Here is a 13,929-nt window from a genome sequence, read left to right on the forward strand (position 1 = left end):
CGACAAGCCGCAGCCGCCGCTGCAGGAGACCCCGGCACACGCGACTGCGGCTTTTTTGTGGTTGCTCGCGCAGTTCCCCGCGCCCCTAAAGGGGCGCAGCCTGACGTGGCGCTAGCCCAGTTGGCGGTAGCGGCCCCGGAAGTACAGGAGGGGGCCGCCCTCCCCGCTGGGCAGGGAGGCCGTCAGTACGCGGCCGATCACGAGTGTGTGGTCGCCCGCCACCACCGTCTGCTCGGTGCGGCACTCCAGTGTGGACAGCGCACCGCCGACCAGCGGGGCCCCGGACGCGGCACCCCGTACGTAGGGAATGTCCTCGAAGAGGAGACGGTCGCTGATCCGGCCCTTCATCGCGAAGCGGCCCGCGATGTGCCGCTGGCTCTCCGAGAGGACCGACACCCCCCACAGGGGCTGCTCGGCGAGCAGGTCGTCCATCCGGGAGCCCTCGCGCAGGCTCACCATGACCAGGGGCGGGTCGAGGGAGACGGAGAGGAAGGCCGTGGCCGTCATGCCCACGTCCTCGCCCACCGGCGCGGCCGGATCGTCCGGGTCGAGGCCGGGCTCGCGCGCCGTCACCAGGACCACACCCGCGGCCAGGCGGGACATCGCCGCGCGGAACTCGTCGTTGCTCACCCCATCAGCATGCCCATCCTTCGACGGGACGCGTGGGGAAGGCGGGGCCGGGAGAGTCTTCAGTACGTGAGCCACGACGTCGACGCTAGCCCGTGCGCCCTGTTCGAAACATCGGGCTGCGGTCCCAGACCGGTCCTAGGACCGACGGCGGAGCCGTCCGCGGCAAAGAACTCGGCAAAGTCGGCACGCAGTGCCGCCCGATGCGGTGGACTAGTCCAAGGGACTGGACCAACGGCGGCTTCTCACCTGTGACTTGAGTCACAGGACCCATATTTTGTTGACCCTGTGTACCGAGTGGGCAGCTCGCTGTGATTCAGTGACGGTGGCAATAAGACACTGAGGGCACAAAGGCACAAGACGCAAGGCACAGGGCACGGAAGACCACCACGGAAGAACACTGCGGGCGCTGCGCATCCTGGAGTTGCTGTCGAGGTCTCGGGGAGAACGAGCATGGAGACCGAGTCGGAGCCGTACGTCCGTCTTGCGACCCTGCGGCAGCTGCACCAGGTGGTAGCGGAGCTGAACACGGCCCGAAGCCTGGCGGACACGCTGCAGACCGTCGCCGACGGCGTCGTCAACGGCCTTGGCTATGAACTGGCGTGCGTCAATCTCGTGCGCCCGGACGGCGACCTCGTCGTCGCCGCCTTCGCGGGCAACCCCTCCGCCGAGGCCCTGATCACCGGCCGCGTCGGCTCCCGCGACGCCTGGGAGCGCCGCCTCGCCATGGGTGAGGCGTGGGGCGCGCTGCGCTTCATCTCGTACACCGAGGGCTGGGTCCTCGACGACGACGACGTCCCGCAGTGGTACACCGAAGGGCCCGAGCCCCGCTTCGAGGACGAGTGGCACCCCTCCGACCGCCTCTTCGCCCCGATGTACGCGACCGGGGCGGCCGGCGGCGAACTGCTCGGAGTGATCTCCGTGGACCGCCCGCGCAACGGCCGCAGGCCCGGCGCCTGGGGCCGCGAAGCCCTCCAGATGTACGCGTTCCAGGCCGCCATCGCGATCAGCAACGCCCGGCTCAGGGCCAACATGCAGCGCGCCCTGGTCCGCCTCGAGCGGGAGCAGCAGGCGCTGCGGGCCAGCGAGGAGAGCTTCCGGCAGGCCTTCGAGTACGCGCCCTCCGGCATGGCCATCGCCGAGATGGGCGGCGACCAGCACGGCCGCATCCTCCGGACGAACGACGCGCTCTGTCGCCTCCTCGGCCGCCCCGCATCCGCCATGCGGCGCTACTCCTTCTCCGACCTCGTGCACCCCGAGGACATCGGGACGCTCCTTCGCACCTCCGCCGAGGGCGGCCGCGCCGAGCTGCGGCTGGCCCGGCGCGACGGCACGTATGTGTGGGTGAGCCTGCGGAACTCCGTGGTGGCCGACGCCGCCGACGGCCCCCGCTTCCTGCTCACGCACGTCGAGGACATCGAGGAGCGCAAGCGCCGCGAGCTGCAGCTCGCCCACCGGGCCAGCCACGACTCCCTCACCGGCCTGCCCAACTCAGCCGAGCTGCGCGCCCGGCTCAGCGCCCGCCTCTGCCGCAGACCGCACGCGGGCCGCCCCAGCGCCGTGGACTCCCTCGACGCCGCCTACGAACACGGCTTCGACTTCGGGCACGCCTCGCTCCAGCAGGACGAGGGCTTCGACCCGCACGTCCACACCGTCGCCCCCCAGGGCGGCGAGGGCGACGTGGACGACGGCACCAAGGGGCTCGCGGTCCTCTTCTGCGACCTCGACGGCTTCAAGTCGATCAACGACCGGTTCGGGCACCACACCGGTGACGCCGTCCTCATCGAGGTCGCGCGGCGGCTCACCAGCGGGGTGCGGGACGGGGACACGGTGGCGCGGCTCGGCGGCGACGAGTTCGTCGTGCTCGCCGACGGGCTCGGCCGCGCCGACGCCCAGGACCTCGCGGTCCGACTGCGGAACGCGATCATCCCGCCGATCCGGGTCGACGGCAGAGCGGTCCGGGTGGGGGCCAGTTTCGGCATCGGCTGGGCGCACTGCGGGATGTCGGCCGACGAAGTGTTGCACTCCGCCGACCAGCGGATGTACGTGGAGAAACGCTCACGTGCCAAGCAGCACCGGCGGGCCGGATAGCGATACCGATGAGGTCAAGGCCACTCCTTGGGCTCACTCGGACCGGGTAGGCTCCCCGCGTCAGCGATGTAAGGGAGTGACCTGGGAATGACGCCCGGCAATAACGGCGAGAACACGCCGAGCGCGCCGCAGGGCGACGACGATCCGTTCGGCTACCTGTACGAGGACGGACAGGCCGCCGGCGCGACCCCGCCCGGTGGTGGCGGCGGCTACGGCTACCCGGGCCCCCGGTCCTCGTACAACCAGGTCAGAGCAGTCGGCGACCGCCGCCCCGCGTACGGCCAGCAGACGTACGGCGGCCAGCAGGCGTACGGCCAGCAGGTCCCGCACCAGACCCAGCAGCAGGGCTACGGCCGGCCGAACGCCCACTACACCGCCCCCGAGGCACAGCCCGGCGGCGCGCCCGTCACGCAGCACACGCAGTCGGCGGGCGGCGGCGGGCGCGGGCGCGGCCCCAACACGAAGGGGCTGCTGATCGCCGCCATCGCCGTGGTGGCCGTGGTCGCCATCGGCATCGGCGCCGCGATGCTCTTCGGCGGCGGTGGCGACGAGAAGGGCGGTGAGAACGAGGCGGGCGGCAAGCCGACGCAGGCCGAGTCCGTCAAGCCCAGCGAGAAGCCGAGCAAGAAGCCCGAGAAGCCGGTCGAGCTGCCCAAGACGGACGCGAAGGCCCTGAAGCTGGAGGGCGGCACGACCACGGCGTCCGACCTCGACGGCGCCAAGGCGGACGGCGGGGTCTACGTGGCCGGCTTCGACAAGGTCGGCGCCCAGGTGACGTGGACGGTCAACGGCATTCCCAAGGCGGGCTCGTACAGCCTCCGCGTGAACTACGGAGTCCCCGGCAAGGACTCCAACGCCACGATCCTCGTCAACGGCAAGAAGCAGACCCGCCCTCTGAACATGGAGAACTTCGCCCACGCGGAGGAAGGGAACTGGGAGAAGGGCTGGACCAACACCTGGGCGGTGGTCCAGCTCACCAAGGGGACCAACACGGTCACGCTGACCTGCGCCCAGAGCGACCTGTGCGGGACGACAGGGGCGAACATCGACCAGATGTGGCTCGTCGAGGGCACCAAAGGCTAGCTGTCCGCTGCCGGTTATTTCAGCAGCCCCAGGAACCCCGCCACCGTCCCGGCCATCGCCTCGCGAGCCGGGACGAGGTATTTCCGGGGGTCGACGCCCTTGTCGTGGGCGGCGAGGTACGCGCGGACCTCGCCCGTGAACGCCGTGTTGAGGGCCGTGCCCACGTTGATCTTCAGCATGCCGGACGCGATGGCGCGGCGGATTTCCGTGTCCGGTACGCCACTTGAGCCGTGCAGGACGAGGGGGACGGGGACGGCCGCCGTGAGGGAGGCGATCAACTCGTGGTCCAGGGTGGCCGTGCGCTCCGTCATCGCGTGCGTGGAGCCGACGGCCACCGCGAGGGCGTCGACGCCCGTGTCGGCGACGTACGCGGCCGCCTCCGCCGGGTCCGTGCGCGCCCCGGGCGCGTGCGCGTCCAGCGGGGCCTCGCCCTCCTTGCCGCCCACCTCGCCGAGCTCAGCCTCGACCCAGATGCCGCGCTCGTGGCCCCAACGGACCGCGTCGGCCGTCGCCTTCACGTTCTCGCCGTACGACAGCTTCGACGCGTCGAACATGACGGAACTGAAGCCCTCCGGGTGCGCGGAGCGCAGCAGTTCGACGTCCGTCACGTGGTCCAGGTGGAGGGAGAGGCGAGCCGTGGACGCGTGGGCCACCGCGGCCGTCGCCGCCGCGATGGCGGAGAGCCGGCCGCCGTGGAACTTCACGGCGTTCTCGGAGATCTGGAGGATCGCGGGCGTCCCGGACCGCTCGGCGCCGAGCGCGACCGCCTCCGCATGCTCCAGGGTGATGACGTTGAACGCGGCGACGCCGTGACCCGCGGCGCGGGCCTCCGCGACGAGTTCGCCGGTGCTGACCAGTGGCACGTGCTCCCCAATTCCCAGGGCGCTGCGCCCCGTTGTGCGGTGCGAGATGCGGTTCTGTGCTCAGGTGCGGTGGGTCACGCCGGGGTGGCCTGCGCGGTCACCGCGACCCGAGGCAGCAGTTCTTCGTACGTGGCGGGGTCGAACTCGCCCGCCACCGGCGCCACCACCGTCGCCGCCGACAGCGCCACGGCGCGGGCCAGGCGGTCGGGCCACGGCAGCTTCTCGGCGAGCCCGGAGAGGAGCCCCGCGACCGCCGAGTCGCCGGCGCCGGTCGGGTTGCCGCCCACCCGCTTCGGGGGCCGGGCGCGCCAGCCGCCGTCCGGGGTGACCGCGAGGAGGCCGTCGGCGCCGAGCGAGGCGACGACGGCGTGCGCGCCCCTGCGGCGGGCGTCCCGGGTGGCCTGCGCCGGCTCGTGGGAGCCGGTCAGCTCGGCGAGCTCGTCGGCGTTGGGCTTGACGATGTCGGGGCGGGCGGCGACGCCGCGGCGCAGCGGTTCCCCGCTGGTGTCGAGGAGGACGGGGACGCGGGCGGACCGGGCGGACCGTATGAGCAGGGCGTACGCCCCGACGGGGACGCCGGGGGGCAGGCTGCCGCAGAGGGCGACCGCGGTCAGGTCGCCGCGGTGCAGCGCCTCCTCGTAGGAGTCGAGGAAGGCGGCCCACTCGGCGGGGGTGACCGTCGGGCCCGGTTCGTTGAGCTGGGTGGTGTCGCCGGTGGCCGCGTCGACCACGGCGAGGGTGCGGCGGGTGGTGCCCGCGACCGGGGCGAGCGCGTCCGTGACGCGTGGCTCGACGGCGAGGCGCTCGCGCAGGGTGCGGCCGGTGTCGCCGCCCGCGAAGCCGGTGACCGTCACCTCGTGGCCGAGGGCGGCGAGCACACGGGCGACGTTCACGCCCTTGCCGCCCGGGCGTTCGACGACCTCGGTGACGCGGTGCGTGGTGTGCGGGACGAGGGCGGGGACGCGGTAGGTGAGGTCGAGGGCCGCGTTCAGCGTGACGGTGAGGATCACGCGTACCACCCCCGAAGTGCCTGTCGAACGTGCCTGCCGTTCGCCTCTCTTGGGCTCTGATCATGCCAAACAGAAGGCGGTTGGCCCAGGGGGGAGGGCCAACCGCCTTCTGTTCGGGACAAGCGAACGGGTGGTGAAATCACCCGAGTTGGGGGTTAAAAGGGCTCAACCACCCATTCGCCCTTCCGCATGACGCCCTTCAGGTCGAAGGCCGCGTCCAGGACCACCAGGTCCGCGTCCTTGCCCGGCTCCAGGGAGCCCACCCGGTCGTACAGGCCGAGGAGCCTCGCCGGATTGGCGGAGATGGCGCGGACGGTGTCGTCGACGGAGAGGCCGTCGACGGTCACCGAGCGCTTGAACGCGCGGTCCAGGGTCAGCGTGGAGCCCGCGATCGAGCCGCCCTCGACGAGCCGCGCCACGCTGTCCTTCACCTCGACCTCCAGCGGGCCGAGCATGTAGCGGCCGTCGCCGAAGCCCGCCGCGTCCATGGCGTCCGTGATGAGGGCGACACGGGAGGCGCCCGCGTGGTGGAAGGCCAGCTCGAAGGCGGCCGGGTGGAGGTGGGTGCCGTCGTTGATCAGTTCGACGGTGACCCGCTCGTCCTCCAGGAGCGCCGCGATCGGGCCCGGGGCGCGGTGGCCGAGGCCCGGCATGGCGTTGAAGAGGTGCGTCGCGACGGTGGCGCCCGCGTCGATCGCCTCGACCGTCTGCTCGTACGTCGCGTCCGTGTGGCCGATGGCCGCGATGACGCCGTGCTCGGCGAGGAGCCGCACGGAGTCGATGCCGCCCGGCAGCTCGGTGGCGAGCGTGCACATCTTCGCCTGGCCGCGGGCCGCGTCGAGGAGCTTGCGGACGTCGGCGGGATCGGGGTGGCGCAGCAGGCCCTCGCTGTGCGCGCCCTTGCGGCACGGCGAGATGAAGGGGCCCTCGAAGTGGATGCCCGCGATGTCGCCCTGCTCGGCGAGCTCGGAGAGCACGCCGGCCCGCTGGGCGAGGAAGTCCATCTCGCCGGTGACCGTCGAGGCGACGACGGTCGTGGTGCCGTGCAGTCGGTGGGTGTGGACGCCCTTCAGGACGTCCTCGACCGTGCCCGAGGTGAAGGAGGCGCCGCCGCCGCCGTGGTTGTGGAGGTCGACGAAGCCGGGGACCACCCAGTGGCCGGTGAGGTCGACGGTCTCGGCGCCGGCGGACGGGCTGCCCGCGATGCGGGTGCCTTCGACGATCACGCGGCCGTTCGGGACGGTTCCGGTGGGCAGCACCACCTGGGCACCGGCGAGAACCTTGCTAGTGGCCATCAGGTGGCTACCTCCGTGGGGTGGTGGGTTGTCGGGTCGGGGTCGGTGGTGGAGCTTTCCGTGGGCGGGCCGTCGGTCGTCGGGCCGTCGGTGGTCGGGCCGATGAGGTCCCAGGCCAGCAGGCCCGCGCCCAGGCATCCGGCGGTGTCGCCGAGGGCCGCGGGCACGATCTCCGGCAGCGTCTGGAACCGCACGACGCGCGCCGCGACGGCGGCCCGCAGCGGCGTGAACAAGGTTTCCCCGGCCTCCGCGAGACCGCCACCGATGATCAGGGTGTGCGGGTCCAGCAGGGTGAGGGCGGTGAGCAGGCCGTCGGCCAGGGCGTCGACGGCGTTCCGCCAGACCTCCTCGGCCCGCGGGTCGCCGGACTCCACGGCCTTCGCGCAGTCCGCGGCGTCCGCATCCGGGTCGCCGCTCGCCTCGGCCCACGCCTTGCTGACCGCGGACGCGGAGGCGAGGCGCTCCAGGCAGCCGCGCTGGCCGCAGCCGCAGGGCGGGCCGCCCGGGCGGACGACGATGTGCCCGATCTCGCCGGCCGAGCCGTGGGCGCCCGGCTCGATGGCGCCGCCGATGCCGATGGCACCCGCGATGCCGGTGCCCAGGGGCACGAACAGGAACCGGTCGGCGCCCTTCCCCGCCCCTATGCGGCCCTCGGCGAGGCCACCCGTACGGACGTCGTGGCCCAGGGCCACGGGGATGCCCTCCAGGCGGGCGCTGAGGAGGTCCCGCAGGGGGACGTCGCTCCACCCGAGGTTGGCCGCGTACACGGCCACGCCCCGCTCGGCGTCGACGATGCCGGGCACGGCGACTCCCGCCGCGGCGGCGGGCTCCCCGAACCGCTCGACGCCGTGGGCGCGCAGCTCCGCGGCGAAGCCGAGGATGGACTCCACGACGGCGTCGGCGCCGCGGTCGCGGCCCGTGGGGCGGCGCGCCTCGTGCAGCAGGGTGCCGTCGGCCCCGACCAGGGCGGCCTTCATTCCGGTGCCGCCCACATCGAGGGCGATGACGTGTCTCACGGGGACAGTCTCGCGCGTCGTCCGTGACAGGTCTAGTCCACTTCCCACTCCCGTGCCGGGCGCGCCCTCCTTTTCGGCACACCTGTCCGCTTGTGGGGGGCCTCCGGGGGAGGGGGTCGGCCGACGTCTGGACCCCTCCGGGGCGGGGTCGGCCGATTCGGGGAGGCTGGTGCCCTCGGGCTCCCCTGCGGCGGGGAGGCTGGTGCTCGACCCTTTCGTGGCGGGGGCGGTCGGCGTCGCGCGCCCGGGGCTGTGTCGCCCGCCCTTTCCTCGCCGCTTCGCGGCGGTCTTTCCCACCCGCCCGCCCGTTACCCCGCACCTGACGCAGCTGGCGGAACCCTGCCGCTTCGCGGCGGTTTTTCCCGCCCGCCCACCCGGCACCCCGCGACGAATCGGTTGCCGCACTGCCTCGCCGCTTCGCGGCGAAACTTTCCCACCCACCCGCCCGTTGCTCCGCACCTGGCGCCGCAGGCAGAACCCTGCCGCTTCGCGGCGACTTTCCCACCCGCCCGCCCGTTACCCCGCACCTGACGCTGCTGGCAGAGCTCTGCCGCTTCGCGGCGGTTTTTCCCACCCGCCCACCCGGCACCCCGCAACGGTCGGTTGCCACACTGCCTCGCCGCTTCGCGGCGAAACCCGCCCACCCGTTACCCCGCACCTGACGCCGCTGGCGGCACCCCGCGGATTTCCCGCCCGCCCACCCGTTGCTCCGCACCCGACTTCGCCGTGGTCTACCTGCGTTGCGTTTCGGTGCGGGGTGAACGGGTGGGTGGGTGGGAGGTGGCCGCCGCGGAGCGGCGGGTCAGGGCGTGGCCCCACGAGCGAGAGGTGAGGGCCGGGCGGCGGCAGCGTTCGGCGCGGTGGCGGCGCAGGGTGCCAAATCCTCGGCCGGGCGGGTCGGACGACTGGGAGGAAAGCAGGGGCCCCGCCCCGGTGCCGAGCCGGGGGCCGTAGCCCCGTGACGGCGGCACCGAGGCGTGCCGGCAGGGTCAGTTCAGGATCACGCTGCGTGTGAGGTTGCGGGGGTGGTCCGGGTCCTGGCCTCGGGATTCCGCGAGCGCCACCGCCAGGCGTTGGGCGCGGATGAGGTCCGCGAGAGGGTCCGCCTCCTGGCGGGCGACCAGTTCGCCGCCGACGCGGGCCACGTCCCCCGCGAGCCCCTCCGGCAGCGTGCCGAACATCCAGGCCACCCGGCCGGGGCCGGTGATGGAGATCGGACCGTGGCGGTACTCCATCGCCGGGTACGACTCCGTCCACGCACCGGCCGCCTCCCGCATCTTGAGGGCGGCCTCCAGGGCCAGACCGTACGTCCAGCCCCGGCCCAGGAACGTCCACTGCTCCGCGCCCAGCACCGCCGCCGGCAGCGGCTCGGTCACCGCGAGCTCCGCGTCGACGGCCGCCTCGGCCACCGTCTTGAGGCCGGGGATGTGACCGAGACCGGCCCGCAGGAAGGCGAAGGCCGTCGTCGCGAAGCGGGTCTGGACGACCGACTCCTCGTCCGCCCAGTCCAGGACCGCCACGGTGTCCGCAGCGTCCATGACGGGGGTTTTCGGATCGGCCGTGAGGGCGAGCGTCGGAACCGTGCCCTTCAGGCGCGTCAGCAGGTCAAGGACCTCTGTCGTCGTGCCCGAGCGGGTGATCGCGACGACGCGGTCGTACGTCCGCCCGGCGGGGAACTCCGACGACGCGAAGGCGTCCGTCTCGCCGAGCCCGGCAGCCTCGCGCAGCGCCGCGTACGCGATGGCCATGAACCACGAGGTGCCGCAGCCGGTGACGGCGACCCGCTCCCCCGGCTGCGGAAAGGCCTCGAACGTGGCGGCCGCCTCGACCGCCCGGTGCCAGCAGGCGGGCTGGGTGGCTATTTCTGCTGCGGTACGCGACATGCGCCGGGGCTCCTCGTCAGTGCGGGACTGGTGCGGGACTCCCGCCATGGTCATCGGCGGGACCGCCGTTGCACAAGTGATACGCGGGTGGTGTAGACCTTGTGTCCGGACTCGGGGGAAACTCGCAGTTCAATGAGGATTGTGGAAGCTACGAGGGTGGGACAGCTGTGCAGCGGCGCGTGACAGGACTGACCGCGGCGGTGGCCGCACTGGGCATGGCGGGCGTGCTCGCCGGCTGCGGCGGTCCCGGCGACTCCGGCGACGTCACCCTCAAGCTGGTGGCCGCCGACTACGGCGACTCCGCGGCGAACAGCTCGAAGAAGTACTGGGCCAAGGTCGTCGAGGGGTTCGAGAAGGAGAACCCCGGCATCAAGGTCGACGTGACCGTTCACTCCTGGAACGACGTCGACCGTGAGGTCAAGGAGATGGTCAAGAAGGGCGAGGCCCCCGACCTGGCGCAGATCGGCGCCTACGCCGACTACGCCGCGCAGGGCAAGCTCTACGAGGCCGACGAGCTCCTCTCCATCGCCACGCAGGCCGACTTCCTGACCCCGCTCTCGCAGGCCGGCGAGGTCAACCGCATCCAGTACGGCATGCCGTTCGCCTCCTCCACGCGGCTGCTCTTCTACAACACCAAGCTCTTCAAGGACGCCCACCTCACCCCGCCGCAGAGCTGGAGCGAGCTGCAGGCCGACGCGAAGGCGCTCAAGGCGCGCGGCGTGAAGATCCCGTACGCGCTGCCGCTCGGCCCCGAGGAGGCCCCCGCCGAGACGCTGATGTGGATGCTCAGCGGCGGCGGCGGTTACACCGACAACGTCGGCTCGTACTCCCTCGACTCCACGCAGAACGCCAAGACGTTCGCCTGGCTCAGGGACGAGCTCGTCGGCAAGGGCCTGACCGGCCCCACGCCGCCCGCACAGCTGAACCGCGCCGACGCCTTCGCGGCGTTCGCGCGCGGCGATGTCGGCATGCTCAACGGCCACCCGACGCTGATGAAGATGGCAGCCAAGAAGGGCGTGAAGTTCGGCATGGTGCCGGCGCCCGGCGTCAACGGCAAGGCGCAGGCCACGATGGGCGTCGCCGACTGGATGATGGCGTTCAAGCAGAACGGCCACCGCAAGGAGGCCGGCAAGTTCCTCGACTACGTCTACAGCAAGAAGAACGTGCTCGAGTTCTCGAACGAGTACGACATCCTGCCCGTGACGACCTCCGCGTCGCAGGCGATGGCGAAGGACCGCGGCCACACCGCGCTCGGCAAGTTCCTCAAGGAGCTCCCCACGTCGGAGCTGTACCCGGTGGGCAAGACGTCCTGGGCGCAGGTCTCCGCGGACATCAAGAAGGACATCGGCAAGACCGTCGGCGAGGGCGGCGACCCCAAGTCGGTGCTCGGCCGGATCCAGACCCGGGCGATGACCGCGGAGAACGCCGAGTAGCTGTTGCGGCCTTGTCGGAGGCGGCCGGTAGCGTGGCGGGCATGACCGATCAGGAGCGCATGGCCGATCAGGAGCGGGAGGGCCTCTCCGAGCGGGACCGCGCGGTGCTCGCCCTCGAGCGGCGGCCGTGGCCGGGTCCTGGCGCCAAGGAGCGCGCCGTCCGCGAGGAGCTCGGCATGGTCCCGGTGCGCTACTACCAGGTCCTGAACGCCCTCCTCGACGACCCGCGGGCGCTCGCCCACGACCCGATTACGGTCAATCGGCTGCGCCGGGTGCGGGAGTCCCGGCGCGCCGAGCGCTGACGCGGCTAAGGTCGGGCCCATGGGTGACCCTACGTACTCGCTGTCGGACCTGCCCGAGCCGCCCGGCCTGCCCGAGCCCGTGACGTCCGCGGGGCGCGACGGCCTCGCCGCGTTCCTCGCCCGGCCGGAACGCGCCGTGGTGGCGCTGGACTTCGACGGGACGCTCGCCCCGATCGTGCCCGACCCCGAACAGGCGCGCACCCACCCGGACGCCGTGCCAGTGCTCGCCGCGCTCGCCCCCCGCCTGCGGTCGGTGGCCGTCGTCACGGGCCGCCCGGCGGGCGTCGCCGTCCGCTACGGCGGCTTCGCGGGCGTCCCCGGCCTCGAGCACCTCGTCGTCCTCGGGCACTACGGCGCCGAGCGCTGGGACGCCGTCACCGGCACGGTCCGCGCCGCCGAGCCGCACCCCGGGGTCGCGGCCGTGCGCGCCGAGCTGCCCGGCTTCCTGGACGGGATCGGCGCCTGGCGCGGATCGTGGATAGAGGAGAAGGGCCGCGCCGTCGCCGTGCACACGCGCAGGGCGCAGGACCCGCAGGCGGCCTTCGAGGCGCTGCGCGAGCCGCTCGGCGAGCTGGCGCACCGGCACGGCCTGATCGTCGAGCCGGGCCGGCTCGTCCTGGAGCTGCGGCCGCCGGGCATGGACAAGGGCGTGGCCCTCGCCGAGTACCTGCGCGAGGTGGGCGCCGAGTCCGTCCTGTACGCCGGTGACGACCTCGGCGACCTGCCCGCCTTCGGCGCCGTGGAGAAGCTCCGCTCGGACGGTGTCGCGGGCCTGCTCGTGTGCAGCGGCAGCGCGGAGGTCAAGGAGCTGGCGGGGCGGGCCGACCTGGTCGTGGACGGCCCGCCGGGTGTCGTACGGCTGCTGTCGGCGATCGGCGCCCGGCTGTCCTGAGCGGGCGGGCGCGCGGGGTGCCTCAGCCCGTCAGGGCCCGCAGCTGGTCGAGGAACCACTGCGCGGGCGGCAGCGCCGTCGCCGCCGCCGCGAGGCGCTTCGTGCGCTCGGCGCGCTCCTCCGGCGGCATCAGGAGAGCCGTGTGCAGGGCCTCCGCCGTGGCCGTGACGTCGAAGGGGTTCACGGAGAGCGCGTCCTCGCCGAGCTCCTCGTGGGCGCCCGCCTCCCGCGAGAGGACCAGCGCGCAGCCCTCGTCGGAGACGACCGGCACCTCCTTCGCGACGAGGTTCATGCCGTCGCGGATGGGGTTGACCAGGGCCACGTCCGCCATGCGGTAGGCCGCGAGGGAGCGCGCGAAGTCGTCCTTGACGTGCAGGACCACCGGGGTCCAGCCGTCCGTCCCGTACGTGGCGTTGATGTCCTCGGCGACCCGGGAGACCTCCGCGGTGTAGTCGCGGTAGACCGCCAGGTCCTGCCGGGACGGGTAGGCGAAGGCGACGTGCACGACGCGCTCGCGCCACTCGGGGTGCGTGTCGAGCAGCTCGCGGTAGGCGTGCAGGCCCCGCACGATGTTCTTGGACAGCTCCGTCCGGTCCACCCGGACGATCAGCTTCCGGTCCTCGCCGTCCTGCTGCCCCGCCTGCTCCCGCAGCGCCCGCATCCGCTCCTCGACGTCGTCGCGCCGCGACCGCTCCCGCAGGAAGTCGGCGTCGGCCCCGAGCCCGTGCACCCCGATCCGGGTGCCCGAGGTCCCGCCGACCAGCCGCACACAGCACTCCGTGAACGCGTCCGCCCACCGCCCGGTGAGGAAGCCGAGCCGGTCGGCGCCGAGCATCCCGCGCAGCAGCTGCTCGGCCACGTCGTCCGGCAGCATCCGGAAGTAGTCGGCGGGCGCCCACGGGGTGTGCGAGAAGTGGCCGATGCGCAGATCCTCGCGGAGCTCCCGCAGCATGCCCGGCACCAGCGCCAGGTGGTAGTCCTGCACCAGGACGGCCGCCCCCGGCCCCGCCTCCTCGGCGAGCGCCTCGGCGAACGCCCGGTTGTACGTCTCGTACGCCGCCCACTGTGCGCGGAACTCCGGTCCGAAGACCGGTTCCAACGGCGTCTGGTAGAGCAGGTGGTGGACGAACCACAGCACCGAGTTCGCGATGCCGTTGTACGCGTCCGCGTGGACGTCCGCGTCGATGTCCAGCATCCGTACGCCTGGCTCGCCGACGCCCCGGCGCACCGCCTCGCGGTCGCCGTCGCCGAGCGCCGCGCACACCCACAGGGCGTCCGCCTCGTCGCCGATGGCGCTGAGCCCGGAGACCAGGCCGCCGCCGCCACGCCTGGCGGTCAGCTCACCGTCCTCTCCGACGGTGTACGAGACGGGGCCGCGGTTGGACGCGACGAGTACCTGCGCTGCTGACGAACCGTGCTCGGAGACCATGTGGC

General features: G+C 72.9%; 12 protein-coding genes. 5 read left to right on the top strand and 7 right to left on the bottom strand.

Annotated elements, in window-relative coordinates; genetic code table 11:
- Positions 1–111 precede the first annotated feature (111 nt).
- Positions 112–603, bottom strand: coding sequence for a flavin reductase family protein (locus tag ACZ56E_RS22715; RefSeq protein WP_471217207.1), 492 nt, complete (start codon positions 601–603; stop codon positions 112–114).
- A gap of 477 nt (positions 604–1,080) precedes the next feature.
- Here ACZ56E_RS22715 and cdgB point away from each other — a divergent pair, with 477 nt between their 5' ends.
- Both cdgB and ACZ56E_RS22725 read left to right on the top strand, forming a co-directional pair.
- Positions 1,081–2,718 carry a diguanylate cyclase CdgB gene (gene cdgB, locus ACZ56E_RS22720; protein WP_468612395.1) on the top strand — a complete coding sequence of 546 codons (1,638 nt, stop codon included), beginning with the start codon at positions 1,081–1,083 and terminating at the stop codon, positions 2,716–2,718.
- A gap of 87 nt (positions 2,719–2,805) precedes the next feature.
- Complete coding sequence (locus ACZ56E_RS22725) at positions 2,806–3,801, top strand: carbohydrate-binding protein (protein WP_471216733.1); 996 nt, start codon at positions 2,806–2,808, stop codon at positions 3,799–3,801.
- A 14-nt stretch (positions 3,802–3,815) separates the two neighbouring features.
- On the opposite strand, the gene ACZ56E_RS22730 is transcribed toward ACZ56E_RS22725, so the two are convergent.
- The 5 genes from ACZ56E_RS22730 to ACZ56E_RS22750 all read right to left on the bottom strand — a co-directional run bounded on the left by ACZ56E_RS22730 (position 3,816) and on the right by ACZ56E_RS22750 (position 9,868).
- A complete protein-coding gene (locus tag ACZ56E_RS22730) occupies positions 3,816–4,664 on the bottom strand; it encodes a class II fructose-bisphosphate aldolase (RefSeq protein WP_471216735.1) in 849 nt (282 codons plus the stop codon).
- A 74-nt stretch (positions 4,665–4,738) separates the two neighbouring features.
- Positions 4,739–5,674 carry a 1-phosphofructokinase family hexose kinase gene (locus tag ACZ56E_RS22735; protein WP_471216737.1) on the bottom strand — a complete coding sequence of 312 codons (936 nt, stop codon included), beginning with the start codon at positions 5,672–5,674 and terminating at the stop codon, positions 4,739–4,741.
- Positions 5,675–5,829: 155 nt separating this feature from the next.
- Positions 5,830–6,969 carry an N-acetylglucosamine-6-phosphate deacetylase gene (gene nagA, locus ACZ56E_RS22740; protein ID WP_471216739.1) on the bottom strand — a complete coding sequence of 380 codons (1,140 nt, stop codon included), beginning with the start codon at positions 6,967–6,969 and terminating at the stop codon, positions 5,830–5,832.
- Entirely contained in the window at positions 6,969–7,985 is a 1,017-nt protein-coding gene (locus ACZ56E_RS22745) for an ROK family protein (protein ID WP_471216741.1), read from the bottom strand. The genes nagA and ACZ56E_RS22745 overlap by 1 nt, the downstream gene beginning before the upstream one ends.
- Positions 7,986–8,974: 989 nt before the next feature.
- The gene (locus tag ACZ56E_RS22750; RefSeq protein WP_471216742.1) at positions 8,975–9,868 is read right to left on the bottom strand and encodes an SIS domain-containing protein; all 894 of its coding nucleotides are present in this window, start codon (positions 9,866–9,868) and stop codon (positions 8,975–8,977) included.
- A 167-nt stretch (positions 9,869–10,035) separates the two neighbouring features.
- Here ACZ56E_RS22750 and ACZ56E_RS22755 point away from each other — a divergent pair, with 167 nt between their 5' ends.
- From ACZ56E_RS22755 to otsB, 3 genes are read left to right on the top strand one after another with little or no spacing between them, the layout of a single operon-like run.
- Entirely contained in the window at positions 10,036–11,301 is a 1,266-nt protein-coding gene (locus ACZ56E_RS22755) for an ABC transporter substrate-binding protein (protein WP_471216744.1), read from the top strand.
- A 41-nt stretch (positions 11,302–11,342) separates the two neighbouring features.
- Positions 11,343–11,603 carry a DUF3263 domain-containing protein gene (locus ACZ56E_RS22760; protein ID WP_471216746.1) on the top strand — a complete coding sequence of 87 codons (261 nt, stop codon included), beginning with the start codon at positions 11,343–11,345 and terminating at the stop codon, positions 11,601–11,603.
- A gap of 19 nt (positions 11,604–11,622) precedes the next feature.
- Positions 11,623–12,495, top strand: a complete 873-nt coding sequence (gene otsB / locus ACZ56E_RS22765) for a trehalose-phosphatase (RefSeq protein WP_471216748.1) — start codon at positions 11,623–11,625, stop codon at positions 12,493–12,495.
- 22 nt (positions 12,496–12,517) lie between these two features.
- On the opposite strand, the gene ACZ56E_RS22770 is transcribed toward otsB, so the two are convergent.
- Positions 12,518–13,924: an alpha,alpha-trehalose-phosphate synthase (UDP-forming) gene (locus tag ACZ56E_RS22770; RefSeq protein ID WP_471216750.1), complete on the bottom strand. Its 1,407-nt coding sequence runs from the start codon at positions 13,922–13,924 to the stop codon at positions 12,518–12,520.
- Between the last annotated feature and the right edge of the window lie 5 nt (positions 13,925–13,929).

Source organism: Streptomyces sp. NPDC039480 (genome assembly GCF_055597165.1).

What these genes read in the sequence shown, in the direction of transcription:
- ACZ56E_RS22760 (WP_471216746.1), top strand. Translation starts at nt 11,343, where the DNA reads ATGACCGATCAGGAGCGCATGGCCGATCAGGAGCGGGAGGGCCTCTCC.
- nagA (WP_471216739.1), bottom strand. Translation starts at nt 6,969, where the DNA reads ATGGCCACTAGCAAGGTTCTCGCCGGTGCCCAGGTGGTGCTGCCCACC.
- otsB (WP_471216748.1), top strand. Translation starts at nt 11,623, where the DNA reads ATGGGTGACCCTACGTACTCGCTGTCGGACCTGCCCGAGCCGCCCGGC.
- ACZ56E_RS22725 (WP_471216733.1), top strand. Translation starts at nt 2,806, where the DNA reads ATGACGCCCGGCAATAACGGCGAGAACACGCCGAGCGCGCCGCAGGGC.
- cdgB (WP_468612395.1), top strand. Translation starts at nt 1,081, where the DNA reads ATGGAGACCGAGTCGGAGCCGTACGTCCGTCTTGCGACCCTGCGGCAG.
- ACZ56E_RS22770 (WP_471216750.1), bottom strand. Translation starts at nt 13,924, where the DNA reads ATGGTCTCCGAGCACGGTTCGTCAGCAGCGCAGGTACTCGTCGCGTCC.
- ACZ56E_RS22750 (WP_471216742.1), bottom strand. Translation starts at nt 9,868, where the DNA reads ATGTCGCGTACCGCAGCAGAAATAGCCACCCAGCCCGCCTGCTGGCAC.
- ACZ56E_RS22715 (WP_471217207.1), bottom strand. Translation starts at nt 603, where the DNA reads ATGTCCCGCCTGGCCGCGGGTGTGGTCCTGGTGACGGCGCGCGAGCCC.